The sequence below is a fragment of the Kitasatospora sp. NPDC089509 genome (assembly GCF_044749365.1).
GTDB lineage: Bacteria > Actinomycetota > Actinomycetes > Streptomycetales > Streptomycetaceae > Kitasatospora.
In genome coordinates this window covers 115,662-142,182 of record NZ_JBIVHS010000008.1, presented here as the reverse complement: position 1 = coordinate 142,182, position 26,521 = coordinate 115,662, and the positions used below count along the sequence as shown (strand labels likewise).

13 protein-coding genes are annotated in these 26,521 nt (G+C 71.1%); 6 read left to right on the top strand and 7 right to left on the bottom strand.

The annotated features are described in order from the left end of the window. Positions 1-212 precede the first annotated feature (212 nt). From ACIP4P_RS19290 to ACIP4P_RS19275, 4 genes are all read left to right on the top strand, one after another. A complete protein-coding gene (locus ACIP4P_RS19290; RefSeq protein WP_350511717.1) occupies positions 213-929 on the top strand; it encodes a response regulator transcription factor in 717 nt (238 codons plus the stop codon). A 247-nt stretch (positions 930-1,176) separates the two neighbouring features. Then, on the top strand, positions 1,177-2,421 hold the full coding sequence (locus tag ACIP4P_RS19285; RefSeq protein WP_400919984.1) for an HRDC domain-containing protein: 1,245 nt from the start codon (positions 1,177-1,179) through the stop codon (positions 2,419-2,421). Between the two features lie 249 nt (positions 2,422-2,670). Further along, positions 2,671-3,915 (top strand): acetyl-CoA C-acyltransferase, encoded by a 1,245-nt coding sequence (locus ACIP4P_RS19280; RefSeq protein ID WP_350511719.1) that lies wholly within the window; start codon positions 2,671-2,673, stop codon positions 3,913-3,915. 2 nt (positions 3,916-3,917) lie between these two features. Then, positions 3,918-6,065 carry a 3-hydroxyacyl-CoA dehydrogenase NAD-binding domain-containing protein gene (locus ACIP4P_RS19275; RefSeq protein ID WP_400919981.1) on the top strand — a complete coding sequence of 716 codons (2,148 nt, stop codon included), beginning with the start codon at positions 3,918-3,920 and terminating at the stop codon, positions 6,063-6,065. Between the two features lie 86 nt (positions 6,066-6,151). On the opposite strand, the gene ACIP4P_RS19270 is transcribed toward ACIP4P_RS19275, so the two are convergent. The 3 genes from ACIP4P_RS19270 to ACIP4P_RS19260 all read right to left on the bottom strand — a co-directional run bounded on the left by ACIP4P_RS19270 (position 6,152) and on the right by ACIP4P_RS19260 (position 11,217). After that, the gene (locus ACIP4P_RS19270) at positions 6,152-7,678 is read right to left on the bottom strand and encodes a glycosyltransferase family 39 protein (RefSeq protein WP_350511721.1); all 1,527 of its coding nucleotides are present in this window, start codon (positions 7,676-7,678) and stop codon (positions 6,152-6,154) included. Positions 7,679-7,864: 186 nt separating this feature from the next. Next, a complete protein-coding gene (gene dxs / locus ACIP4P_RS19265) occupies positions 7,865-9,769 on the bottom strand; it encodes a 1-deoxy-D-xylulose-5-phosphate synthase (RefSeq protein ID WP_400919978.1) in 1,905 nt (634 codons plus the stop codon). Positions 9,770-10,038: 269 nt separating this feature from the next. Then, complete coding sequence (locus ACIP4P_RS19260; protein ID WP_400919976.1) at positions 10,039-11,217, bottom strand: ROK family protein; 1,179 nt, start codon at positions 11,215-11,217, stop codon at positions 10,039-10,041. Positions 11,218-11,677: 460 nt separating this feature from the next. Between ACIP4P_RS19260 and ACIP4P_RS19255 the strand changes: the two genes are divergently transcribed. Then, positions 11,678-13,381 (top strand): PQQ-binding-like beta-propeller repeat protein, encoded by a 1,704-nt coding sequence (locus ACIP4P_RS19255; RefSeq protein ID WP_400919974.1) that lies wholly within the window; start codon positions 11,678-11,680, stop codon positions 13,379-13,381. 201 nt (positions 13,382-13,582) lie between these two features. Next, positions 13,583-16,162, top strand: a complete 2,580-nt coding sequence (gene pepN, locus ACIP4P_RS19250; RefSeq protein ID WP_400919972.1) for an aminopeptidase N — start codon at positions 13,583-13,585, stop codon at positions 16,160-16,162. Positions 16,163-16,260: 98 nt separating this feature from the next. Here the strand turns inward: pepN and ACIP4P_RS19245 are convergent, their stop codons facing one another. From ACIP4P_RS19245 to ACIP4P_RS19230, 4 genes are all read right to left on the bottom strand, one after another. Further along, the gene (locus ACIP4P_RS19245; protein ID WP_350511726.1) at positions 16,261-16,485 is read right to left on the bottom strand and encodes a hypothetical protein; all 225 of its coding nucleotides are present in this window, start codon (positions 16,483-16,485) and stop codon (positions 16,261-16,263) included. Between the two features lie 86 nt (positions 16,486-16,571). After that, complete coding sequence (gene malQ, locus ACIP4P_RS19240) at positions 16,572-18,683, bottom strand: 4-alpha-glucanotransferase (protein ID WP_400919970.1); 2,112 nt, start codon at positions 18,681-18,683, stop codon at positions 16,572-16,574. A gap of 175 nt (positions 18,684-18,858) precedes the next feature. Then, on the bottom strand, positions 18,859-19,263 hold the full coding sequence (locus ACIP4P_RS19235) for a DUF6896 domain-containing protein (RefSeq protein ID WP_400919968.1): 405 nt from the start codon (positions 19,261-19,263) through the stop codon (positions 18,859-18,861). Positions 19,264-19,268: 5 nt separating this feature from the next. Then, positions 19,269-26,309 (bottom strand): RHS repeat-associated core domain-containing protein, encoded by a 7,041-nt coding sequence (locus tag ACIP4P_RS19230; protein WP_400919965.1) that lies wholly within the window; start codon positions 26,307-26,309, stop codon positions 19,269-19,271. Positions 26,310-26,521: the final 212 nt, after the last annotated feature.

Genomic DNA, 26,521 nt, shown 5'->3' with positions numbered 1-26,521 from the left:
CGATCTGCGACGAATCTGATCGATTTTGTACGAATTCCGGGCATGTCCCATCAGTCATATGCGCGATTTGTCCGTATTGTTACTCACTAGATCGTGATCTTTCGCTAAAGCCGGGCACGGTAGCTGCCGAAGCAGACTGTGACCCTTTCCGAACGCGGAACACTCCGACCGCCCCCTCGGGGTTCCGTCCGCCACTCCCCGCAGGAGGCCTGGTGTCGGTCCTTCTTGAGCACCCCGCAAACGTGGTCGCCTACCGCCCGACCAAGCCCACCGCCATGGTGGTCATCGCCGATCCCCGCGTCCGAAACACCGTCACCCGCCACCTGTGGGCGCTCGGCGTCCGCGACGTGATCGAGGTGTCCTCGATCGCCGAGGCCCGTCCCCGGGTCTCCACCCCGCGTGACATCTGCGTCGCCGACGTCCACCTGCCGGACGGCTCCGGGCTGACCATCCTCGCCGAGACCCGCGCCGCGGGCTGGCCCAACGGCCTGGCCCTGTCGGCCGCCGACGACATCGGCGCCGTCCGCAGCGCGCTGGCCGGCGGCGTCAAGGGTTACGTGGTCACCGGCACCCGCACCAACGTCGCGATGCCCGGCCGCCCGGGCCTGCCGCTCGGTGCCGCCGGACTGGCCGGCCGGATGCGCCGCCCCGGGATGCCGGGCATGCCGGGCGCCGCCGGTGCGCCGGGCGCCCCCGGGGCCCCCGGTGCGCCGGGCCCGCAGCAGACCGCCTACCGCGAGCTGTCCGGCCGCGAGGTCGAGGTGCTGCGACTGGTCGCCGAGGGCCAGTCGAACAAGGCGATCGGCGTGGCGATGGGCCTGTCGGCACTGACCGTGAAGAGCCACCTGGCCCGGATCGCCCGCAAGCTCGGCACCGGCGACCGCGCCGGGATGGTCGCGGTCGCGCTGCGCACCGGCATCATCCACTGAGCCGGTCGGCCCGGGCCGCTGCGGCGGCACAGGAGGAACGTTCCTTCTGAGCCGCCGCAGCGACGTGCTGCGGCGAGCGGGCGATCCCACCCCGAGCGTTCCTTCTGCGAGCGGGCGAATCCCCCGCCCCGAGAGGGAGCGCCGACCGTCGGCACCGGGTCACAGCGGCCCGGAGGCGAGCGGGCGATCAACAGTCTGACCAGTCCGACAACACTCCCAGTTCCGGTGACCGTCGTACCCTTGGTGAGTGACCGACGCCGTAGCAGCCATCCCAGAAGAAGCAGCCCCGGTCCCGCTCCTCGAACCGAAGGAGGGGATCCCACCCGTCGTGGCGGACGAGCAGGCGCTGGCCGCAACGGTCGCCGCCTTCGCCGCGGGCACCGGACCGGTCGCCGTCGACGCCGAGCGGGCCTCCGGCTACCGCTACGGACAACGGGCGTACCTCATCCAGCTGCGCCGTTCGGGCGCGGGCTCCGCCCTGATCGACCCGATCGCCTGCCCGGACCTGAGCGGGCTGGGCGCCGCCATCGCGGACGCCGAATGGGTGGTGCACGCCGCCACCCAGGACCTGCCCTGCCTGGCCGAGGTCGGCATGAGACCGGCCCGCCTGTTCGACACCGAGCTGGCCGGGCGGATCGCCGGCTTCGCCCGGGTAGGCCTCGGACCGATGACCGAGAACGTGCTCGGGCTGAGCCTGGCCAAGGAGCACTCGGCGGTCGACTGGTCCACCCGTCCGTTGCCCGAGCCCTGGCTGCGCTACGCGGCTCTGGACGTCGAGGTGCTGGTCGAGCTGCGTGACGCACTCGAACGGGAGCTGGACGCCCAGGGCAAGCTCGACTGGGCCCTGGAGGAGTTCGCCTCGATCGCGGCCGCGCCCCGCCCGGCCCCGCGCACCGACCCGTGGCGGCGCACCTCGCAGCTGCACAAGGTCCGCCGGCGCCGCCAGCTGGCCGTGGTGCGCGAACTGTGGCTGGCCCGTGACCGGATGGCGCAGGAGCGCGACGTCTCCCCCGGCCGGGTGCTCTCGGACGCCGCGATCGTCAACGCCGCGCTGGCCATGCCGCTGAACATCGCCGCCCTGCAGGCCGTGCAGGGCTTCGGCCCGCGACTGCACCGGCGTCAGCTGGACCAGTGGCTGGCGGCCGTGCAGCGCGGCCGGGAGGTCCCGGAGAACCAGCTGCCGCCGGCCGCGGCGCCGCACGACGGACCGCCGCCGCCGCGGGCCTGGGCCGAGAAGGACCCGGTCGCGGCCGCCCGGCTCTCCGGCGCCCGGGCCGCGGTCAGTGAGCTGGCCGAGCGCCACCACCTCCCGGCCGAGAACCTGATCACCCCGGACCTGGTGCGCCGGGTCTCCTGGGAGCCGCCGGCCGAGCCGGGCACCGACGGCGTGGCCGCCGCGCTGCGCCGACTCGGCGCCCGGCAGTGGCAGGTCGACCTGGTGGCGCCCGCGGTGGCCGCCGCCTTCGTCACCGCCGCGACCGCCCAGGACTGAGCAGGTCCCGACCCACGGCTCCGAAAAGGGGATGTCGTCCGCCCGGACGGCATCCCCTTCGGCGTCCCCGGGAAGCCTTGCTGGTCGGAGGCGCCACCGGACGTGTCGCGGGACACATGGTCAGAACCCTCCGAGGGGCCTGGGCAGGTTGGTTACCGACCGGTAGCATGGCGGTGACGCGGCGCCGCTCGGGTTCTTCCGGCGGCAGCCTGCCCACTTCAAATGTTGGTCCCTGGGAGGAGAGCCCCCGTGCCTCGTACCGCGAGGGACGTCGTCTTCGTCGATGGCGTCCGCACCCCGTTCGGCAAGGCCGGCCCGAAGGGCATCTACCACGAGACGCGCGCCGACGACCTCGTCGTCAAGTGCATCCGGGAGCTCGTGCGCCGTAACCCGAACCTGCCCGTCGAGCGCATCGACGAGGTCGCCATCGCGGCCACCACGCAGATCGGCGACCAGGGTCTGACCATCGGGCGCACCGCCGCCCTGCTGTCCGGCCTGCCGAAGTCCGTCCCCGGTTACGCGATCGACCGCATGTGCGCCGGTGCCCTGACCGCCGTGACCACCACCGCCGGCGGCATCGCCTTCGGCGCGTACGACGTGGTCGTGGCCGGCGGTGTCGAGCACATGGGCCGCCACCCGATGGGCGAGGGCGTGGACCCGAACCCGCGCTTCGTCTCCGAGAAGCTGGTCGACGAGTCCGCCCTGTTCATGGGCATGACCGCGGAGAACCTGCACGACCGCTTCCCGCACATCACCAAGGAGCGCTGCGACGCCTTCGCCGTGCGCTCCCAGGAGAAGGCCGCCAAGGCGTACGCCAACGGCGACATCCAGCCCGACCTGGTGCCGATCACGATCCGCAACACCAACCCCGAGGTCGGCGAGACCGGCTGGGGCCTGGCCACCGTGGACGAGCCGATGCGCCCGGGCACCACGATGGAGTCGCTGGCCGGTCTGAAGACCCCGTTCCGTCCGCACGGCAACATCACCGCGGGCAACTCGGCCGGTCTGAACGACGGTGCCACCGCCTCGCTGCTGGCCGCCGAGGACGTCGCCGAGGAGCTCGGCCTCCCGGTCAAGATGCGCCTGGTCTCCTTCGCCTTCGCGGGCGTCGAGCCCGAGGTCATGGGCATCGGCCCGGTGCCGGCCACCGAGAAGGCGCTGGCCAAGGCCGGTCTGACCATCGACGACATCCAGGCCTTCGAGGTCAACGAGGCCTTCGCCGTCCAGGTGCTGTCCTTCCTGGACCACTACGGCATCGCGGACGACGACGAGCGGGTCAACCCGTTCGGCGGCGCGATCGCGTTCGGTCACCCGCTGGCCTCCTCGGGCGTGCGCCTGATGAACCAGCTGGCCCGCCGCTTCGAGCAGCGCCCGGACGTCCGCTACGGCCTCACCACGATGTGCATCGGCTTCGGCATGGGCGGCACCATCATCTGGGAGAACCCGCACTGGAGCGGAGCGGAAGAGTCTGCCGAGTTCGAGGGTGGTAAGTGATCATGACGAGCACCACTGAGCTGCTCCAGCACGGCGCCGAGCTGTTCCCGGGCGAGGTCGTCACGACCGCGCACGTGCGCCACCTGGACCTGCCGCTGCAGGCCGGCAAGCTGGCCCTGATCACCCTGGACAACGGCTTCGACCACACCAAGCCGACCACCTTCGGCCCGGGCTCGCTGCTCAAGCTGTCCGAGGCGCTGGACCAGGTCGAGGCCGAGGCCGCCGAGGGCACGATCGTCGGCGCCGCGATCACCGGCAAGCCGTTCATCTTCGCGGTCGGCGCCGACCTCAAGGGCGTCGAGCTGCTCAAGCAGCACGCGGACGCGCTGGCCATCGGCAAGGGCGGCCACGAGGTCTTCAAGCGGATCGCCGCGCTGCCCGTCCCGACCTTCGCCTTCTACAACGGCGCGGCCATGGGCGGCGGCGTCGAGGTCGGCCTGCACTGCGACTACCGCACGGTGTCCGCGGGCGTCCCGGCCTTCTCGCTGCCCGAGGTCTTCCTCGGTCTGGTCCCCGGCTGGGGCGGCTGCACCATCCTGCCGAACCTGATCGGTGCCGGTAAGGCCGTCAAGGTCATCGTCGAGAACTCGATGAACCAGAACAAGCAGCTCAAGGGCAAGGACGTGTTCGAGCTGGGGATCGCCGACGCGATCTTCGAGCCGGCCGACTTCCTGGAGCAGTCGCTGCTGTGGGCCGCCAAGGTCCTCAAGGGTGACGTCGCCGTCGAGCGCGAGGCGATCGACCGCGGCAAGGCCTGGGACGACGCCGTCCTCTGGGGCCGCATGGTCGCCGACGCCAAGGTGCACGGCGCCGCTCCGGCCGCCTACCGGGCGCTGGACATCATCGCCGCCGTCAAGGACGCCGACCTCGCCGACAAGGCCAGCCTGCAGGCCGGCTTCGACGCCGAGGACGCGGCCCTGGCCGACCTCATCATGGGCGGCGAGCTGCGCAGCGGCATCTACGCCTTCAACCTGGTGCAGCGTCGGGCCAAGCGTCCGTTCGGTGCCCCGGACAAGTCGCTGGCCCGCCCGGTCTCCAAGGTCGGCGTCGTCGGTGCCGGTCTGATGGCCTCGCAGCTGGCGCTGCTGTTCGCCCGCCGACTGGAGGTGCCGGTGGTCCTCACCGACATCGACCAGGAGCGCGTCGACAAGGGCGTCGGCTACGTCCACGCCGAGATCGACAAGCTGCTCGGCAAGGGCCGGATCGGCCAGGACAAGGCCAACCGTCTCAAGGGCCTGGTCAGCGGCTCGCTGGACAAGGCCGCCGCCTTCGGCGACGCGGACTTCGTCATCGAGGCCGTGTTCGAGGAGATGGGCGTCAAGCAGACCGTCTTCGCGGACCTGGAGAAGGTGGTCTCGCCGACCTGCGTGCTGGCGACCAACACCTCCTCGCTGTCGGTCACCGAGATGGCCTCGAAGCTGCAGCACCCCGAGCGGGTCGTCGGCTTCCACTTCTTCAACCCGGTCGCGATCCTGCCGCTGCTGGAGATCGTCCGCGGCGAGCAGACCGACGACGCCTCGCTGGCCACCGCCTTCGCGGTGTCGAAGAAGCTGAAGAAGACCTCGGTCCTGTGCAAGGACCGCCCGGCGTTCGTGGTGAACCGGATCCTGACCCGCTTCATGGGCGAGATCCAGAACATCATCGACGAGGGCACCCCGATCGCCGAGGTCGAGAAGGCCGTCGAGCCGCTCGGCCTGCCGATGTCCCCGATCGTGCTGCTGGAGCTGGTCGGTCCGGCCATCGCCCTGCACGTCTCGGAGACCCTGGCCGGCGCCTTCCCGGAGCGGTTCACCGTCTCCGAGAACCTCGGCAAGGTGGTCAAGGCCGGCAAGCGCGGCTTCTACACCTGGGTGGACGGCCAGCAGGTCCTCGACCCCGAGGTGCTGGAGCTGCTGTCCTTCGGCGACTCGGTGCTCACCCAGGAGCAGGTCCGCGCCCGCGCCCTGGACGCCGTGGCGCAGGAGATCGGCCTGATGCTGGAGGAGGGTGTCGTCGGCGAGGCCCAGGACATCGACCTCTGCATGATCACCGGTGCCGGCTGGCCCTTCCACCTGGGCGGGATCACCCCGTACCTGGACCGTGAGGGCGTCTCGGAGCGGGTGAACGGCAAGAAGTTCCTCGCCCCCGGCGTGGCCTCGGTGCCCGCGTAAGGCGTAGCAGCACGAAGGAGCCCCGGTGACCACTCGGTCACCGGGGCTCCTTCGTACGGGCGGGGTGGCTGCGGCCGTCGCCGCCGTCAGTGCTTGAGGCGGTACACCACGGTGTCGCCGATGACGCCGATCATCTCGTAGTGGGTGTCCAGCAGGTTCTCGATCCGGGGCACCAGCAGCGGCTGGTACGGGGCGACGCCGGAGTCGTCCACGAAGATCTCAGGCAGGCCGTTGGCGAGCTCCTTGTCGAAGGTCTGCCAGGCGTTGTTGACGCTGAACTGCTCGCCGACGTTGGCGCTGCCGTCCTTGCCGCCGCTGTAGTTGGTGAGGAAGCCGGCGGTCAGGTAGCGGCTGGCCGGCTTGCGGTCGGCCAGCCAGTACAGCTCGGGGTGCATGCCCCAGACCAGCATGGTGTCCTTGGGGGTGGTCTGGGCGGCGACCGCGGTGGCGACCTCGGTGTTGCGGCTCATCTGCTCCCCCGGCCAGGCCAGCGCCAGGCCCCAGAACACGGTGGCGGCGACCGTGGTGTACACCAGGACGGGCTTCCAGCGGACCGCCGAGGTGGCGACCGCGCCGGTGCCCAGCAGCACCAGCGGGGGGATCAGCTGCAGGTAGTAGTGGCCGAAGAAGTGGAAGCCGACGCTGACCGCGACGACCGAGGAGAGCAGCCACACCCACAGGTCGGTGGTCGAGCCGTGCTCCTCGCCGGCCACCGGCAGCGGGCGGTGACGGTACTTGAACCAGATCCGGCGGCCGACCGGGTACAGGAAGCCGAGGCCCGCCGCGGCCAGGATGCCGAGGTTGCCGAAGGCCCGGCCGAGCATCTGCAGCCAGGCGCCGCCGAACGAGGCGTAGTCGCCGCTGCCGGTGACCACCCAGAAGAGGAAGCCCTTGGGCTTGGTCAGGATGACCGCGACCAGCGCTATCGGGACGGCGAAGCCGAAGCCGATCTTGAACAGCGCGGGCGGCCAGCGCACCCCCCGGCGGCGGGCGTCCTGCAGCAGCATCCAGAGCACCGGCAGCAGCACCGCCCCGCCGGTCTGCTTGGTCAGCGAGCAGAGCGCGACCGCGATGCCCGCGGCCAGCCAGCGGCGGCGTTCGGCGTACCGGAAGGCGGCCACCATCGCGGGCAGCATGAAGACCTCGAAGGTCGCCGCCTGGGTGTCCTCCGGGGACAGCCCGATGGAGACCAGCAGGTAGAGCAGTCCGGCGCCGGCCCCGGCCCGGTTGCCCCAGCGGCCGCGGGCGATCGAGGCCAGCAGGATCGCGGTGACCAGGTGGGCGACCACGGCGAGGGTGCGCAGCGGCCACAGCGAGGCGGAGCCGAAGACGGCGAAGCAGGCCTGGTAGAGCCAGGGGAGCAACGGCGGCTTGCGGTCCACCACGGTGTCGTAGAGGACGCCGCCGTCCGCGAGCATCCGGGCCTGGGTGGCCAGGAAGCCCTCGTCCGGGCTCCAGACGGGCCGGGCGAAGGACGGGATGTGGGTGACCACCGCGACCAGCGTCAGCAGCGGCACCAGCCTCGTCCAGTACCCCTGGCGGATGTGGGTACGGGCACGCGCGGGCAGGCGGTCGGCCAGTCCGGCGAGGCGGAGGCGGGTGGGGGTGGGCACGGTTGACAACCTACCGGGCGGAATCGGCGCGGACGGCGCCGGTCCCGCCATTCAGTGCGATTGTCGGCTTGTCCCCTGGCCAACTGTTACGGACTCACGACAATCGGTCGTCGGTGCCGGTGGTGCCACCGGCAGCGGCGGTACGGGACGGCGGTCGGCCGCCGTCCCGTACCGCCGACCGCCGACTCAGGCCTCGACCGGCGTCGCGTCCAGCTTGGCGACCAGGGCGGTCACCTTCCGGGCGATGTCGGGGGCGTTCAGACCGATCTCGGCCAGGATCTCGTTCCGGCTGGCGTGGTCCAGGAACTCCTGCGGGATGCCGAAGTCGCGCACCGGCAGGTCCACCTCGGCGTCGCGCAGCGCCTGCGCCACGGCCGCGCCGACGCCGCCCACCCGGCCGTTGTCCTCGATCGTGACGACCACCCGGTGCTCGGCCGCCAGGCCCGGCAGGGCCTCGTCGACCGGCTTGACCCAGCGCGGGTCCACCACGGTGGCGGTGACGCCCTCGGCGGCCAGCAGGTCGGCGACCTCCAGGCTGGTGGGGGCCATCGCGCCGACCGAGACGATCAGCACGTCGGCGCGGTGGGCGCCGGAGGGCTCCCCGGCGGCGCGCAGCACGTCCATGCCGCCGACCCGGCCGACCGCCGGGACGGCCGGACCGACCGAGCCCTTGGAGTAGCGGACCACCGTCGGGGCGTCCTTCACCAGGACGGCCTCGCGCAGCTGGGCGCGGACCTGGTCGGCGTCGCGCGGGGCGGCCAGCCGCAGGCCGGGGACGACCTGGAGGATCGACATGTCCCACATGCCGTTGTGCGAGGCGCCGTCCGTCCCGGTGACCCCGGCCCGGTCGAGCACGAAGGTGACGCCCAGCTTGTGCAGGGCGACGTCCATCAGGACCTGGTCGAAGGCCCGGTTGAGGAAGGTCGCGTAGACCGCGAACACCGGGTGCAGGCCGTTGGTGGCCAGGCCGGCGGCGCTGGTGACGGCGTGCTGCTCGGCGATGCCGACGTCGAAGATGCGGTCCGGGAACTCCTTGGCGAACGGGGCCAGGCCGACCGGGTGGAGCATCGCGGCGGTGATCGCGACGATGTCCTCGCGCTCGTGGCCGAGCGCCACCATCTCCTCGCCGAAGACCGAGGTCCAGTCCTTGCCCGAGTTCTTGACCGGCAGGCCGGTGTCCGGGTGGATCACGCCGACGGCGTGGAAGCGGTCCTCGTCGTTGTTCTCGGCGGCGTGGTAGCCGCGGCCCTTCTCGGTGAGGCAGTGCACGATCACCGGGCCGCCGAAGCCGCGCGCCTTGGTCAGCGCGGACTCCAGGGCGGTCTGGTCGTGGCCGTCGATCGGGCCGATGTACTTGAGGCCGAGGTCCTCGAACATGCCCTGCGGGGCGATGAAGTCCTTGAGGCCCTTCTTGGCGCCGTGCAGCGTCTCGAACAGCTGCTGGCCGACCACCGGGGTGCGCTGGAGGGCGTCCTTGCCCCAGGACAGGAAGCGCTCGTAGCCCTGGGTGGTGCGCAGGGTGGCGAGGTGGTTGGCCAGGCCGCCGATGGTCGGCGAGTAGGAGCGCTCGTTGTCGTTGACGACGATGACGACCGGCAGGTCCTTGGCGTCCGCGATGTTGTTGAGCGCCTCCCAGGCCATGCCGCCGGTGAGCGCGCCGTCGCCGATGACGGCGACGACCGGGTCCGACTTGCCCTGGATCTTGTTCGCCTTGGCCAGGCCGTCGGCGTACGAGAGGACCGTGGAGGCGTGCGAGTTCTCGATCACGTCGTGCTCGGACTCGGTGCGCGAGGGGTAGCCGGACAGGCCGCCGCTCATCTTCAGCCGGGAGAAGTCCTGGCGGCCGGTGAGCAGCTTGTGGACGTAGCTCTGGTGGCCGGTGTCGAAGAGGATGCGGTCGCGCGGCGAGTCGAAGACCCGGTGCAGCGCGATGGTGAGCTCCACGACGCCGAGGTTGGGGCCGAGGTGGCCGCCCGTCTTGGAGACCTCGGTCACCAGGAAGGTCCGGATCTCCTGGGCCAGTGCGGCCAGCTGTCCGGGCGTGAGCCGGTCGAGATCGCGCGGTCCCCGAATGCGGGTCAGCAGGGCCACCCGTTCCTCCTCGTTCAGTGTTCGCGGACCACGGACGGTCCGACCGGCGTCGCTGCCCGGTCCGGCGGCGGGCCGGTGGTCACGGCCGGTGCCGACCGGTCGAGTCTAATGTCCGCTTGGCGGACACCGAGCGGCACGCCCGGTGCCGCCGACCGGTTACCGCCATTCCCGGAGGTCGGTCGGGGAATGGCGGTCAATCCTCGTTGACGTACGGACGTTCGGTCCCGGGTGCGGCCGCACCGCGGACCGCACTGCGGGCCGGGCCCCGGTCAGGGCCGGCCGAGGGCCCCAGACTCACCCATCTCGCTCATCACCAGGGCCAGTGCGCCGAGCACCTCGGCGCGGCCGCCCAGGGTGCCGGGGACCACCGAGAGCTGGCGGGCGGCGCTGGGGATCGCGTAGCGGGCCACCGAGTCGCGGATCGGGGAGAGCACCAGCTCACCGGCCTCGGCGAGGTCCCCGCCGAGGATCACCCGGCGGGGGTTGAGCAGGTTGCACAGGGTCGCCACGCCCGTACCGATCTGGCGGCCGGCGTCGGCGATCACCCGGCGGCAGCCCAGGTCGCCCTGCTGGGCCAGCTCGACCACCCGGGGCAGGGTGAGGTCCGGGCCGAGGGTGGAGCTGAGCAGCGACAGCAGGTAGCGGGAGCCGACGAAGGTCTCCAGGCAGCCGCGGTTGCCGCAGCGGCAGACCGGGCCGGCCTCGTCCAGGGTGATGTGCCCGATCTCACCCGCGGTGCCGCCCGGGCCGCGGTAGATCTGGCCGTTCACCACCAGGCCGGCGCCGACCCCGCTGGCGACCTTGATGTACGCGAGGTCGCTCAGCCCGCGGCCGGCGCCCCAGACCAGCTCGCCGAGCGCGCCCAGGTTGGCGTCGTTGTCCACGTGCACCGGCATGCCGAGCCGCTCCGCCAGCTCCCGGCCCGGGGCGATGCCCGTCCAGCCGGGCAGGATCGCGGTCGAGCCGAGCGCGCCGGTCTCCACGTCGATCGGGCCGGGCACGCCGAGGCCGACCCCGATCACCTTCTCCGGGCGGAAGCCGGCCTGCTCCAGCAGCCGCTCGACCATCGCCTCGGCCCGGTCGAAGCCCTGCGCGGCGGAGACGTCCACGTCGATCGGGGCGCTCTCCTCGGCCAGCACCCGGTGCGCGAGGTTGCCGACGGCCACCCGGAGGTGGGTGTGGCCGAAGTCGATGCCCACCACGATGCCGGCGTCGCCGCTGAGCGAGACGCTGCGGGCGCGGCGGCCGCCGGAGGAGGTGTCGGCGACCACGACGGTGCCGCTCTCCTTCAACTCCCGCACGATGTTGGAGACGGTGGCCGCGGACAGGCCGGTGCCCCGGGCGATCTCGGCCTGGGTGAGCGAACCGGCCATCCGTACGGCCCGGAGCACGCGCTCCAGGTTCGCCCGGTGCAGGGACGACTGCGAGCCCGGTGTGTCCGTCGACATGATCCACCCTCCCAGGGGCGGGGAACCCTCCGCCGGGCTTCCCCTTCAACTCCTGAAGCCTAAGGCTCGGGGGCGGGCCGGGGATCCGTGCTGCGCGGGGCCGTGCTCCGGGGCGGGTGCGGGACGGCCGGGGGCGGGCGGACCCCGGGCGACCGTGGCGGTGGGGTGCCGGGGCGGTGAAGGTGTTGCGTGGTCGGGGGTGCCGGGGGCCGGGGTGGGCGGTCCTGGCAACGGCCGAAAACCACCCGCCACTAGCATGGTGCCGAATCTCACCCGTCCCACCGGACCGTGGACGGTACCGGGCAGGGGGACGGATCCAGACATGACGGGGAATCAGATGGCAGGGGATCACCCTACGCCGGGGGCAGGCGAAGCATCGGGCAGCGGCCCGCAGGAGAAGCGGGGCGTCTCGTTCGGGCGTCCGGCGGGCGGGGTTGACCCGGCCGCCGTCGCCGACCAGATGACACAGCTCGACGGTTCGGCGGTCCCGGGGCAGGCCGGGCCGGTGGGCCCGCCGCCGATGAGCCCGCCGCCGCCCGCCCAGCCGCCGGCACCGCCGGCCCAGCCGCCCGCCCAGCCGCCGGTCGGCGGCGACTACGCGGCGTACGCGCCGACCGCGGCCGGCTTCCCCAGCCAGGCCCCGCCGCCGCCCGGTGCGCCGGTCGGCCCGTACGACCCGGTACCCGGGGGCGGCTACCCCGCGCCGGACGCCCAGGGCTACAACACCGGCGGGTACAACTACCAGCAGCAGCCCGGGTACTACCCGGGTGCGCCGGTGCCGGTGCCGCCCAAGCAGCGCAACCCGGTGATGCTCTGGGGCGGGATCATCGGCGGCGTGCTGGCGATCGCCATCGTGATCGGGCTGGTCGTCCTGCTCAAGCCGTCCCCGAAGCCCGCCCCGAGCCCGGGCCCCGGCCCGGTGGCGAACTCCAGCGGCTCCACGAGCGTCGGCGGCGACAACGGCGGGAACAACGTCGCCCCGACCCCGGACGGCAACAACTCCAAGGCCACCTTCAACGTCGCCTGGAGCGCCACGACGTCGGGCAACACGGACCCCGGCAACCAGCTGCTCGGCATCTGGGGCACCGACAAGTACGCCGTGCGCGTCGACGGTGACGGCATCAAGGCCTACAACCTGGTCGACGGCAAGCAGGCCTGGAACATCCCGGTGCCGTCCGGCAGCAAGGAGGTGTGCAGCGCCTCGTACACCTCCAACTCCAAGAACATCGCCGCCGTCGCCTTCAACACCGGTGACTACGACTGCTCCACCGTCGGCGCGATCGACCTCAGCCAGGGCAAGCTGCTGTGGACCGTCAAGGCCACCGCCGACCGGCTGTCCCAGCCGACCCTGAGCGTCACCGACAACGTCGTCGTGGTCGGCGGCAACGCGGTGGCCGGGCTGAACGTCTCCAACGGCCAGCCGGCCTGGCAGTACCAGCCGCGCGACAAGGACTGCACGATGCGCGCCCGCGCCGCGGGCAGCCAGATCGCGATCAGCGACCGCTGCTACATGACCAGCGGCCCGAAGTCGCAGCTGGTCATCGTGAACGCCGACTCCGGCAAGCCGGTGAGCACGCCGATCACCCTGACCGGCACCATCGAGCAGGTCGACTCGGTCATCCAGGACAAGCCGCTGGTGCTGCTGATCACCAACGGCCCGAACGGCGACTACGTCCTGCCGTTCGACAAGGACAACAAGCCGGGCACCCAGATGTCCGTCAAGGAGCCCGGCTCGGACAGCCTGCGCCTGTCCGGCCAGGACACCGCGCAGACCAAGAACGTGGTGAGCGGCTCCACCCTGTACGTCCAGGTCAACCCGACCAAGCCGGCCATCAACGCCTACGACCTGAACACCGGCAAGCGCCTGTGGTCGGCCAGCCCGGGCACGGACAGCGGCTCCGACATCCGGATCGTCACCGGCACCGACAAGGACGGCAAGGTCCGGGCCGTGGTGTCCCAGGGCTACAACAAGCCGGCCCGGCTGGTGACGCTCTCGCCGACCGACGGCTCGATGACCGACATCGGCACCCTGGCGAACCCGAACGGCAAGTACGACCTGGAGACCAGCACCTCGGCGTACTTCATCTCGGACGACGGCAACGCGGTGTACGCGTTCCGCCGCTACACCAGCACCGACGGTCCGCTGACCAAGTGGCGGAAGTGACGCGGTAGCGCGGTGCCGGCAGTGACGCGGTAGCGCGGTGCCGGCCCGACCGTGAGGTCGGGAGGCCGACGGGGGCGGGGCGGGTACGGACCGATCGGTCCGGGCCCGCCCCGCCTTCGATTACCGGGTCGGATACCGGGTCGGAGCACCGGTCGGGCATGCGAGGATTCGATTCATCAGCCTGACGAAGGAGTGCAGCGAGTGCCCGGCACCAACCTGACCCGCGAAGAGGCCCGCACCCGGGCCGAACTCATCCGGGTGGACGCGTACGACATCGAGCTCGACCTCGGCTCGGCCCGCGAGGGTGGCACCTACCGGTCCACGACCGTGGTCCGGTTCACCGCCACCACCCCCGGCGCCGACAGCTTCATCGACCTCGTCGCCCCGAGCGTCGAGTCGATCACCCTCAACGGCACCGAACTCGACCCCGCGAGCTTCGCCGACAGCCGCATCCCGCTCCCCGGCCTGGCGGCCGAGAACGAACTGCGGGTGGTCGCCGAGTGCTCCTACACCAACACCGGTGAGGGCCTGCACCGGTTCGTCGACCCGGTCGACGGCGAGACCTACCTGTACACCCAGTTCGAGGTGCCGGACGCCCGGCAGGTCTTCGCGAACTTCGAACAGCCCGACCTGAAGGCCACGTTCGCGTTCACCGTGACCGCCCCCGCCGGCTGGGTCGTGGTCTCCAACTCGCCCACCCCCGAGCCGGTCGGCGAAGGCCCCACCCGGGTCTGGAAGTTCGAGCCCACCGGCCGGATCTCCAGCTACATCACCGCGCTGGTGGCCGGCCCGTACGTGGGGGTCTTCGACACCTACGAGAACGGCGAGCAGCGCGTGCCGCTGGCCGTCTACTGCCGCCCCTCGCTGCGCGAGTTCCTGGACGCCGAGGCGATCTTCGAGGTCACCAAGCTGGGCTTCGACTACTTCCAGGAGAAGTTCGACTACCCGTACCCGTTCGCCAAGTACGACCAGCTCTTCGTCCCGGAGTTCAACGCCGGCGCGATGGAGAACGCGGGCGCCGTCACCCTGCGCGACCAGTACGTGTTCCGCTCCAAGGTCACCGACGCCGCGTACGAGTCGCGCGCCGCGACCATCCTGCACGAGCTGGCCCACATGTGGTTCGGCGACCTCGTCACCATGGAGTGGTGGAACGACCTCTGGCTGAACGAGTCCTTCGCGACCTTCGCCGAGGCCGTCTGCCAGGCCGAGGCCCCCGGCTCCAAGTGGCCGCACTCCTGGACCACCTTCGCCAACCAGATGAAGACCTGGGCCTACCGGCAGGACCAACTGCCGTCCACCCACCCGATCATGGCGGAGATCAACGACCTGGAGGACGTCCAGGTCAACTTCGACGGCATCACCTACGCCAAGGGCGCCTCGGTGCTCAAGCAGCTGGTGGCGTACGTCGGCCAGGACGCCTTCTTCGAGGGCGTGCGGGCCTACTTCAAGCGCCACGCCTGGGGCAACACCCGGCTCAGCGACCTGCTCGGCGCCCTGGAGGAGGCCAGCGGCCGCGACCTCAAGGCCTGGTCCAAGGCCTGGCTGGAGACGGCCGGCATCAACGTGCTGCGGCCGTCGATCGTGCTGAACACGGACGGTGAGATCGAGTCCTTCGCCGTACTGCAGGACGCCCCCGCACTGCCGGCCGGCGCCAAGGGCGAGGCCGTGCTGCGCCCGCACCGCATCGCCATCGGCCTGTACGAGCTGGTGGACGGCTCGCTGGTGCGGACCGACCGGATCGAGCTGGACGTCGACGGCCCGCGCACCGAGGTGCCGGAGCTGGTCGGACGGCACCGGCCTGCCGTCGTGCTGCTCAACGACGACGACCTGACGTACACCAAGATCCGCCTGGACGAGGACTCGATGGCCGTGGTCACCGAGCACCTCGGCGGCTTCACCGACTCGCTGCCGCGCGCGCTCTGCTGGGCCTCCGCCTGGGACATGACCCGGGACGGCGAGCTGGCCGCCCGCGACTACCTGGCGCTGGCGCTGTCCGGCCTCGGCCGGGAGAGCGACATCGGCGTGGTGCAGTCCGTGCAGCGCCAGGTCAAGCTGGCCCTGGACGCCTACGCCGACCCGGACTGGAGCGAGGAGGGCCTCGGCCGCTGGGCCGCCGCCGCCGAGGAGTTCCTGCGCGCCGCCGAGCCCGGCAGCGACCACCAGCTGGCCTGGGCCCGGGCCCTCGCCTCGGTCGCCCGTACGGACGGCCAGCTGGGCCTGCTGGCCGGGCTGCTCGACGGCTCGGTGGAGCTCAAGGGCCTGGCCGTGGACACCGAGCTGCGCTGGGCGCTGCTGCACCGGCTGTCCGCCACCGGCCGGGCCGACGAGGCCGCCGTCCTCGCGGAGCTGGAGCGGGACAACACCGCGGCCGGCCAGGAGCACGCGGCCACCTGCCGCGCCGCCCGTCCGACCGCGGAGGCGAAGGCCGCGGTCTGGGCCGCGGTGGTGGAGTCGGACAACCTGACCAACTATGTGCAGGAGGCCATGATCGCCGGCTTCCAGCAGTCGGACCAGCGGGAGCTGCTGGCGCCGTACGCGGAGAAGTACTTCGCCGTGGTCAAGAGCGTCTGGGAGGACCGCAGCCACGAGATCGCGCAGCAGATCATCGTCGGGCTGTACCCGGCGCTGCAGGTCTCCGAGGCGACGCTGACGGCGACCGACGCCTGGCTGGCCTCGGCCGAGCCGGCACCGTCGCTGCGGCGCCAGGTGATCGAGTCGCGGGCCGGCATCGAGCGGGCGCTCAAGGCGCAGGCCGTCGACCGGGCGGCCGGGGCGCGCTGACCGCTGACCGCTGACCGCTCACGGGTAATGCCCGAAGGGGCGCCGGACGGATCGTCCGGCGCCCCTTCGGCGTTGTGCGTGTCCTGGAGTGGACGCGGTTACTTCTTCTTCTTGCCGTACGGCAGACCGGCGAGGGCCGCGATGATCGCGAACGCCACGAGCGGGATCAGCACGTACAGGCCGATGGTCTGGCCGACGCTCAGGCCGGGACCCGGGTCGTCGCCGTCATCCCTGGTGAGGGCCATGGCGGGCGACGACAGCAGCATCATCAGCGTGACCGTTGCGGAGACCGCGCCGGCTCGCAAAGCGTTCCTCTTGTCCACGTTTCCAACTTACCCGCCACTTATGGGACGGCGCGCGTCGGGGTGGGGGTGCGGGTTCCGCTTCGGTCAGTCGGCCACGTCTTCGGTCAGTCGGCCACGTCGAGGAGCCGGGCGAGCAGGCGGGCGGCGGGGGTGACGGCGAGGCGGTCCAGGGTGACCGGGGTGCCCGCGCCGTCCGCGACCGGCAGGCGCCAGTTCGGGTACTGGTCCCAGGTGCCGGGCAGGTTCTGCGGGCGCGGGTCGCCGACCAGGTCCGGCAGCCAGACGCCGACCAGCTCGGCCGGGGTGCCGTGGAGGAAGCGGTAGAGGGCGGGCATGGAGAGGGGCTCGCCGGGGGCGAGCAGGCCGAGGGTCTCCAGCTCGGCCCGCCAAGCGGCCAGCTCGGCGGCGGCCTCCTGCTGCTCCTCCGGGAGCGGGCGGGCCAGCAGGCCGAGCCGGTGGCGCAGCTCGACGTGCTCGCCGGAGAGCCGGGCGGCGGTGCTCGGCAGGTCATGGGTGGTGAGGGTGGCCAGGCAGCCCGGGCGCCAGCGGTCGGGGGGCAGGATGCCGCCCTCCGCCTGCCAGTCCCGTTCGAACCAGAGGACGGAGGTGCCGAGGATGCCGCGGGCCGCGAGCTCCTCGCGCACCCCCGGCTCGACCGTGCCCAGGTCCTCGCCGATCACGGCCGTGCCCGCCCGGTGCGCCTCCAGCGCGAGGACGCCGAGCATCGCCTCGGCGTCGTAGCGGACGTACGCGCCCTCGGTGGGCGGGTGGCCGTTCGGGACCCACCAGAGGCGGAAGAGGCCCATCACGTGGTCGATTCGGATCGCGCCGGCGTGCCGGGCGGCGGCCCGCAGGAGCTCCGCGTACGGGGCGTAGCCGACCTTCGCCAGGGCGTCCGGGCGCCAGGGCGGCAGGCCCCAGTCCTGGCCGTGGGCGTTGAAGGCGTCCGGCGGGGCACCGGTCGAGATGCCGCCGGCCAGCACGTCCTGGAGCGCCCAGGCGTCCGCGCCGTCCGGGTGGACGCCGACGGCCAGGTCGTGGATCAGGCCGACCGGCATGCCGGCGTCGCGGGCGGCGCGCTGGGCGGCGGCGAGCTGCTGGTCGAGCTGCCAGGCGAGCCAGCGGTGGAACTCGACGCCCTCCTGGAGTTCTTTCTCCGCCTGGTCGATGTGTGGGCCGTTCGGGTGACGCAGGCCCTTCGGCCAGTGGTGCCAGTCGGCGCCGTGCACCTCGGCGATCGCGTTCCAGAGGGCGTGGCGGCGCAGCCACTCCCCCTCGCGGCGCCGGTACGCCTCGTACGCGGCCTGGCGGCCGGGGCCGCGCGGGACCTCGTGGAGGAGCTGGAGGGCCTCGCGCTTGAGCGTCCAGACGGCGTCCCGGTCGACCAGGCCGTCGTGGGCGAGCACCTCCTCGCGCAGCCGGGTCGCGCGGTGGGTCAGCTCGTCGGCCTGCCGGCGCTGGTCGGCGGTGAGGTAGGCGTACTCGGGGACCGCCTCGATCCGCAGGTGCACCGGGTCGGCGAAGCGGCGGGAGGACGGGCGGTAGGGGGACGGGTCGGAGGGGGTGCCGGGGAGCGCCTGGTGCAGCGGGTTGATCTGCACGAAGCCGGCGCCGAGTTCGGCACCCGCCCACTGGGCCAGGTCCGCGAGGTCGCCGAGGTCACCCATGCCCCAGGAGCGGTCGGACAGGACGGAGTACAGCTGGGCGAGGAAACCCCAGCTGCGGCCGGGGAGTTGGGGGAGCTTCTCGGGGGCGACGACGAGCGGGGCCCGTTGCCGCCGGTCGCCGCACTCCGCCGTGAGGGTGTGCCGGCCGAGCGGGAGGTCGGCGGGCAGCCAGTGCGAGTGGCCCCGGGGCAGCTCCCAACTGCCGCCGTCCTCCAGCTCGATGTGCAGCCGGGCGTCGGCGGGAACGTCCAGCGCAGTGCGGCGGCCCTGCCGGGTGACGACGCACGGCGGCAGCAACCGGCCCTGCTGCTCGACCCGGTGACGCTCCAGCGCCTCCCGCACCTCCTCCGGCGTACCCGCCGCCACCCCCAGCGCCGCCAGCACGGCCACCAGCGTCCGCGCCCCCACCGTCTGCCCGCCCGCCCCGGGATACCGGGTGTCCACCCCGTACGCCTGCGCCAGCGCCAGCAGTTCGGCGGGTGGCGGCGGCGCGTCCTGCGCGGGGACCTTCAGCCCGTCGGCTCCGTCACTGTCGTGGTAAGCGGCCACTCGCGGCTCCTGCGATGTCTCGGCAACGCCCGGGTAGGACCCCCAAGTCCTACCCGGGTGACGAGGTGATGACGCTGTGCGACACGACGACACCCTGAGCCAACCGAGTCAAGCCGACAAACCCTATCAGGCGCTCGGCCGGAAAATTCGCCGCCGATCCGCCGGAACCATAGGCTCACGAGAGCCGGAACCAATGGCGATCCACTTTACTCAAAATCCCCTCTGAAACTAGCTCCAGACAAGATTCCTGGATATCCCCCTGAGAAATCTCACTCGATCCAGCCAAACTGCGAATGAATATGATCACTCGCCATGCATCGAACTTCACTGCACCATCATTCGCAAAGTCGAACTCCACTACACGACCGTCGAAGGAAATCAATCGACACCCATTGCCATGAGCTTCGTATGTGCGTCCACTTGCGGTCCGACCATGCTTAGGCAACTCCCCTGACCAAACAAGGCCTCGCATGTCACCGGGATTTCGAATCTTCGGACTAATCGACAGGACATCCTCTCCTGCCGCTTTCAACTCCAACAGGAATCGCGAGACAAATCCTCGCGAAGAAGTCTCCATCATCTCGACTACCTCCTCCCCCGCCGGCCACCTTGACTACTGGGGAAATCCCTCCCCACTTCCACAGCACGCCAAATCACTTCATCCAAGCTCTTGTACCCCCACGCGAGAACCCCTTCCTCAGAGAGCACCTCATAGCGGACATCAACACCGGCTTCCTTGGCAGCCTTAACACGATGATGGCCGTCTATGACGTAGGTCCGACCGTATTGCTGGTGAACCTGGATCGGATCCCAGTCCTTCGGGTAGGACCCCTCCTCTCGCATGGTGGCCGCATATGAGTCGACCCTTTCCCGAGACTCTGGTGTGGTAAGGGCTTCCGTGCGCTCGAGCTCGTGCGGGCTGATGGTGTCGCAGTTGTGGGCCAGGACCGGCGTAGCGCCCGCGAGCACATAGTACGTGTGGAGCAGGCTGACGGTGAGGTTGTGGGTGGTGACGGCGTAGGGGTAGTTGCGGACGGACTGGATGGTGACGGTGGTGCCGTCGGGCTGGCGGAGCTGTTCGCCGGGGGTGAGATCACCAGCGTCGACCCACTGCTTGCGGGTCTCGCTCCAGTAGGGGTGGTGGTGGGTGGAGGTGATCTTCAACTGGCCGGCGGCCGGGGGGCCGCGGGGGCTGGCGTCCTCGCTGAAGGTGAGGTCGGTGAAGTCCTTGTCGTCGGGGGTGGTGATGGTGGCGGTGACGGTTTCGGGACGGGTTTCACCGGTCTGCGGGTCGGTTGCCATGACGACGTCGCCGTCGTGCACGTCACCGATGGCCTTCGAGGTGCCGTCCGCCATCAGCACCAGGGTTGCCGCCGGGAAGCTGTTGCACTTCTCAGGACTCGGCGATGCGTCTGCCTCAGCCTTGCTTGGCTTGGCTTCGGTCCCTGCCGCGTCGCCTGCTGTTTCCTTTGCTGCTTTTTCTTCGGCTGCCTTGGCTGCCGCTGCTTCGGCTGCGCGGGCTTCGGAGGCGGCTGTCTTGGCGGTGACGTAGGCGGCTTCGGCTTCCCTCGCCGCGCGTTCGCCGCCCCTGATCGCGTCGTAGACCCTGGTGATCTCCTTGTAGATCTTCAAAGCCTGGATGCCGACCTTGATGGCCTTGAAGATCTTGCCCCAGGGCAGGGTGTTGAGGGCGGTGTTGATGCAGGCCATCACGTCGCCCTTGGTGAAGCAGTCGCGGGCGTCGTTGAAGCCGATCAGATCGCCGACGATGTCGACCACCTTGTGCACGAGTTCATCGCGCTTGCGCTTGTTCTCGTTGACGGCCTTGTTCGCGTCGTCAGCGGCGGCCTTCGCCTTCTGCACCTCCGGCGTGGGCGCCGGCTCGGGCTTGAACGGGCGCTTGGGAGCCACCTGGTCGATGTCGGTGACATTGCCGTGGGAGTCCCCGTACCAGCCGGTGCACTCGGTTTCCTGGTTGCAGTCGACGCGCAGGCCGTTGGCGTCGGACTTGTTGATCGGGCTGTTGTTGGCGTACGCGTAGGCGTTCCACTGCTGGGGATCGCCGGGGTCCGTGATCGGGTCGGGGCTGATGAAGCGGCCCGTGCCGGGGTCGTACTCGCGGGCGCCGAGCAGGGTGAAGCCGGTGGACTTCTCCTTGGTGCCGCCGACGAAGCCCTTGTCGCCGGCCCAGACACCGGCCGCGGGCTGGGTACCGCGGTCGTTGCCGAAGGGGTCGGTGGGACGGCGGACGTGGGCGAGGGTTCCTGCGTCGAACTGGACGCCGTTGGTGCCGTGCGGGTCCGCGCTCTGGTAAGCGAGCGTGGACGAACCGCTGCTGGTGGTGCGGGTGATGGAGAGGCCGTCGGAGGCCGCGTAGCTACGGACGTCGGTGACCACGCCGCTATTGGTGTCCAGGGTGATCTGGTCCGCGCCGAGGTTGAGCGTGGTCTTGCCGAGGTCACGGCGGATCAGCTGGTTGCCCGACACGTCGTACAGGTAGCTGGTGGCGCCGTTCTCGCCGGTGCCGGTGATCTGGTCGAGCTTGCCCAGGGCGTTCCAGGTCAGCGTCCTGGTGCCCGGCGTGTCGGTGATCGCGGTGGTGTTGCCGGCCGCGTCGTAGGTGTACGAGGTCACCGCGGTGCCGGCCGGACCGGTCCGGGTGGACTTCATCAGCGCGTGCGGGCCGCCCGTGCCGCCGCCCGTCTTCGGGTCGCCGGACGGGGTGTTGGGGCCGGTGCCGAAGGTCTGGGTGGTGGTGACGTCCTTGTCGGCGTTGCCGGTGACGTCCTTCTGGACCAGCTTGGTGCGGTTGCCGATGAGGTCGTACTCGTACTGCTGCCAGTACGGGGCCGGACCGCCTACGCTCGGCGCGCCGCCGATGGACGGGCCGTCGGAGTTGGTGCAGGCGCCGATGCCGGGCACGCTCGGCTGCGGCTTGGTGCTCTGGGTCCCCGTGTCGGTCCAGGCCTGGGTGAGGCGGCCGAGGTAATCGTGGGTGAAGCACTGCAGGTCGGCGACTTCGCCGTCCTGGGCGTTGCGGGCCGAGGTGACCTGGCCCAGCGGGTTGTAGGTGAAGTCGACCGAGTCGACGTGGGCGGTGGTGGCGGTCTGCTTGTCGAGGATCGAGCGCATGACCCGACCGGTGGCGTCGTCGATCACCATCGTGGCGACGACCTGAGTGCCGGCGCCGCCGACGGTGGTGCGGTACGGCCGACCGTAGGGGTCGTAGCGGACGTCGGCCATGTACGTGGTCGACGGGTCGAAGCCGAAGGCGCTACTCAGTCCGACCAGTTGTCCACCGGTGTCGATGGTGAAGTTGAGCGTCTCACGGCCGAGGTTCGCCGCCGGGACGCCCGGCATCACCGTGCTCGCGAGGCGGCCGGCCGCGTCGTAGGTGTTGTCGCTCTGGTAGACCCCGGCGAGCTTGCCCTCGGTGGCCGGGATGGTGGTCTTGCTGCCCTTCTCGCGGTAGCCGACGTCGTAGCCCGTGATCTCGGACCGGTAGGCGGATCCGCTTGCCCCGCCGACGTACCGGGTCGAGGAGGTCGGCTTCCCCAGGGCCAGGCTGTCGTACGTCCAGTCGGCGACCTGCTTGCCCGGGTCGACCGCCGTTCCCTCGTAGGCCGCGACGGTGCGGCCGAGCAGGTCGGTGACGGTGGTCGCGCTCTTGCCGCGCGAGTCCGTGGCGGTGGTCAGATTCTTGCTGTCGTCGTACGAGGTGGTCCCGGTGCCCGAGTCGGGGTCGGTGGTCTTCACCGGCCGACCGAGCAGGTCGTACTCATAGGACCAGGTGTTGCCTGCCGCGTCCTTGCGCCAGAGCTCCTTGCCCTCCGGCGAGTAGCCGTAGGTGGTCTCGTCGTATGCGCCGGTCGGGGTGTTGGACTTGTACTGGCGCAGCGCGACGGTGTTGCCGCGGGCGTCCTTGACGGTCGCCGAGGCGTAGCCGCCGGCCGGCGGGGTGACGCGGACCTCGTCGGCGCCGACGAAGTCGGTGTGGGTGCGCCACTGCTCAATGCCGTAGGACTGGAAGATCGAGTCGACGGTGCGGCCCATGCCGTCGAACTTCTGGACGGTCTGAGCAGGGATCTTGCTGTCCGGCTGTACCCCGCCGTTGGGGAGGAAGAGTTGGCCGCCGGGTTGGGCCTGGTCGTTGTAGTAGGCGGCGCTGGTCTTGGTCTGCCAGCCGTGCGAGTCGAACAGCGCGTCGGTGATCATGCGGCCGGTGGCACCCGAAGGGGTGCTGGCCTGGGTCTGCCGAACGCGGCCGAGACCGTCGTAGATGGTGAAGCTGGAGGTGTAGGTCTTCAGGTCACCCATGAGCGCTTGGCTGAGCACCTGGGACGGCGCGTTGGTGCCGTTGACCGAGTACGAGATCTTGCGGTTGGGACGGTTCGGGTTCTTGGCCCGGTCGTTGCCGGGGCTCCAAGCGGCCACGGCGCGGCCGAGGGAGTCGAAGTCCTGCTCGCTGATCCGGCCGTTCTCGTCCTTGATCTTGAGCGGCGAGCCGCGGCCGACGTCCAGGGTGCTGACCGTCTGCCAGCCCATCGGGTTGGTGTGGGTGACCTGTGTCGGCAGCTGGCCGGTGGCCGGGGAGTAGGCGGTCCTGGTCTCGGCGCCGGTCTGGTGGGTGGCGTCGGTGCGGGTCGGGTCGACCGTACTGGTGACGCGGCCGTAGGCGTCGAAGGTGGCCCGACCGGTCGTCCGGTAGACCGGCCGCCCGTTGCCGTCGTAGCGCTCCAGGACCTCGGTCGAGGACTGCTCCGACATGGCACCGGCCTTGCCGAGCGGCAGGCCGTCGAAGTACGCCCGGGTGTCGGCGACCGTGTTGTCCTTGGTCGGGGTCTGCCCGCAGGCGCCCCTGAGGACCAGAGTGTGCGAGGCCAGCTGGGTCGGCGCGCCTCCGGGGCCGGTGGCGTACTCGAAGGAGGTGCAGAGCAGTTGTTCGGGGTGGGCGAGGTCGCCGTTGTCGTAGACCGTCAGCGGACGGGCGAAGGGCGTCGAGTCGTAGGTGGTGGAGCGCTCGCGGGTGCGCCAGCCGTTGGCCAGCTTCTCCCGGTTGGTCACCTTGAGGGAGTTGACCGCCCGGGCGGTGATCGCGGGCATCCCGCCGGACTGGGCACGGGTGGCGGTGATCGGCCCGATCCACGGGTCGGAGACCGTGGTGGCGAGGAGTTCGCCGTTCTCACCGTTGTACTCGGCGGAGTCGCGGATGTAGCCGGCCAGGACGTTCTCGTCCTTGATGCTGCCGCCGTTGACGTCCTTGACGCTCACCTGGCGGGTGGACCCGTTGGCGAGGACGTCGCCGTCCATGCCGCGCAGGAAGGTGGCCACCGACTTGGTGCGTGGTGCCTCGACGTCGCTGCCACTACCGGTGAGGGTGGTGACCGTCGCGTAGCCGCGGAACTGGTCCCAGGTGCGGGCCTTGGGGTTGGGCATCTCGGAGTCGTTGCGGTGCCAGGCGGCGCCGCCGCCGTAGACGTAGGTGGTGACGACCACGGGGTTGCCGCCCGCGACCTTGTCCTCCTGGGTCACGGACTGCACGAGGATCTTGTTGAACCAGTCGTTGACCGGGTCCGGGTCGCTCTGTCCGGGCAGGTACCACTTGACCGGCATGCAGGCCTTCGTGTTGCCGTCCTCGGACGCCGGCATCGTGCCACCGGGCTCCCGGGAGCACTCCGCCGGAGCGTAGACCACGTTGATCAGGCCGCCGGTCTCGGTGGTGATCGTCTGGATGCGCGGGCGGTTGTACGGCTCGATCGAGGCCGAGGTGCCGTCCGGGCGGACGATCCTGCCCTTGACCCGGTTGGCGATCTGCAGGGGCTGGAAGGAGACCGCCGGCAGGGTGATCGGCGTACGCCCGTTGCTGCCGGTGCGCTGGACCGAGTCGAGCCACAGCGACGGGGAGGTGCCGTCACCCGGGTCCTGGAAGGACTGGTTGAGGGCGAAGGAGTCGACCGGGCGGTACGAACTGCCGGTCCAGACCTCGGTGTCGATCTTCGTGAGCCGCTTGGTGGTCCAGAAGGTGGGCGAGGAGACCGTGCAGTCGCCGGTCGCGTCGCAGCTCTGGTCGATCGGGGTGTCCGGCCAGCGCTTGGCGTTGTCCTTGGTGCGCTGGGACGGGTCGCAGGTGAAGGTGCTGTCCGGCAGGCAGCGCTCCGCAGTGCGGAACCAGACCTGGGCGGCCGGGTTGGCCTTGCCCTTGGCCGCGATCTGGTCGGGCAGGCGCTGACCGTAGCCGACCCAGGTCGGGTAACTGGCGCGCTGGTACTGGGTCCGGGGGCCGTTGCCGTTGTTCTGGCCGCCGCCCTGGACGTAGTAGTTCTGCTCCTGCTCGTACCGGTAGGTGATCAGGTTCTGGTGCGGGTCGACGACGTAGTCCAGCGACCACTGCCAGCCCATCTGGTTCCAGGTCTTGGTGGCCGGGGAACCGTCCTTGAGGCACGGGTCCTGACCGCCGGGCCAGTAGATCGGCACCGTGGAGACCGAGTTGCTGGCCTGGTCACTGCCGTCGCCGCCGGGCAGGTGGTTGGCACCGAAGTAGTACTGGGTGCCGTCGCTGGTGGTGATCCGCCAGGCCTCGCCGTTCCAGGCGCCGTTGCTCTGACCGGTCAGCCGCTCGACCTTGGTGCCGTCCTCACCCTGGAGGTGCCACTCGCAGGACTTGTCGTCCTTGACCAGCTGGCCCGCGTGGCCCGCGAGCGAGAGCTGGAGCAGGTCGCCACCCCAGCACTGGTCACCGGAGCCTTCGACCCCCGCGTCCTTGCAGCTCTTGTAGCCGCGGACGATGGACCCCGGGTGCCACTCCCAGCCGTCGCCGATCCAGGACGACTGGGCGTTGGTGGAGGCGGTCTTGCCGTCCACCGCGGAGGAGTCGTAGCCGAGCGAGACGGCGGGCGCCGCACCGGCCAGCGCAGAGGGCAGCTCGACGGTGTAGCCGTAGGTGAAGTTGCCCGCGTTGGCGCCGGCCTGCCAGGAGGCGGACGGGGTGATCGGCGAGGCGGTGAAGTCACCGCCGCTGCCCTTGGCCTCCGCCTCGACGGCGAGCGCGACGCTCGCGGAGGAGCCGGCTGCCGGGCTGTCGAACGCCCCGGCGGAGAAGGACTTGGCGGCGGAGGGCTTGGCGGCGGCCGGCTGCGGAACGTCGACCTCGACCGTCAGCCGGCCGGTGGCCCCGTCACGCTGGGACCGGACCGGGGTGCGGGTCGTGCAGCCGGCGGCGCCGGGGGTGGTCAGCGCACACCCGGGCAGCTGGACGATCCTGGCGCGGGAGCCCCAGTCGGCGCCCGCGTTCTTCCCCCAGGCCTGGATGTCGATCCCGATCTGCACCCGGTCGGCCCGACCGCCCTCGCCGGTGTCGGTGAGGGCGAGCAGAGCGCCGTTGACACCCGCCGCCTTGGTCCGGCCCTGATCGGCCAGGTCGACCTGGAGGGTGGGCGCGGTGGCGGGGGCGTCGTTCGCCGGAGCCGACGATGCGGACTTGGCGGCGGTCCCGGCACCCGCGACGGGCGCGATCCAGACCGGCAGCGAGCCCGCCTGGACCGGCGGGGAGGGCAGGGCGGTCGGCGACGCATCGGCGGCCGCCGGTGCCATGGCGGCCTTCCCGGCGACCGCAGCGCCGCCGAGCACGGCGGTCGCTCTCCCCGATGGTGGAACGGAGTCGGCTGGTGGCGACCACTTCTTGCCCGGGTCGGGCGTGTGCCCCGCGGGCTTGCCGTTCGTGCCCTTCACCGGATGAACGTCGGGCACCGGCGTGTTCGGTGGCACCCAGACCTCGGGCGGAGTGGCGGCCTTTGCGACCGCTTGAACCGACGGGAGCGTGACCACCGACATGCACACAG

Excerpts from the sequence above, each read along its gene's own strand:
- ACIP4P_RS19235 (WP_400919968.1), bottom strand. The coding sequence starts at position 19,263 with ATGATGGAGACTTCTTCGCGAGGATTTGTCTCGCGATTCCTGTTGGAG.
- ACIP4P_RS19255 (WP_400919974.1), top strand. The coding sequence starts at position 11,678 with ATGACACAGCTCGACGGTTCGGCGGTCCCGGGGCAGGCCGGGCCGGTG.
- ACIP4P_RS19260 (WP_400919976.1), bottom strand. The coding sequence starts at position 11,217 with ATGTCGACGGACACACCGGGCTCGCAGTCGTCCCTGCACCGGGCGAAC.
- ACIP4P_RS19275 (WP_400919981.1), top strand. The coding sequence starts at position 3,918 with ATGACGAGCACCACTGAGCTGCTCCAGCACGGCGCCGAGCTGTTCCCG.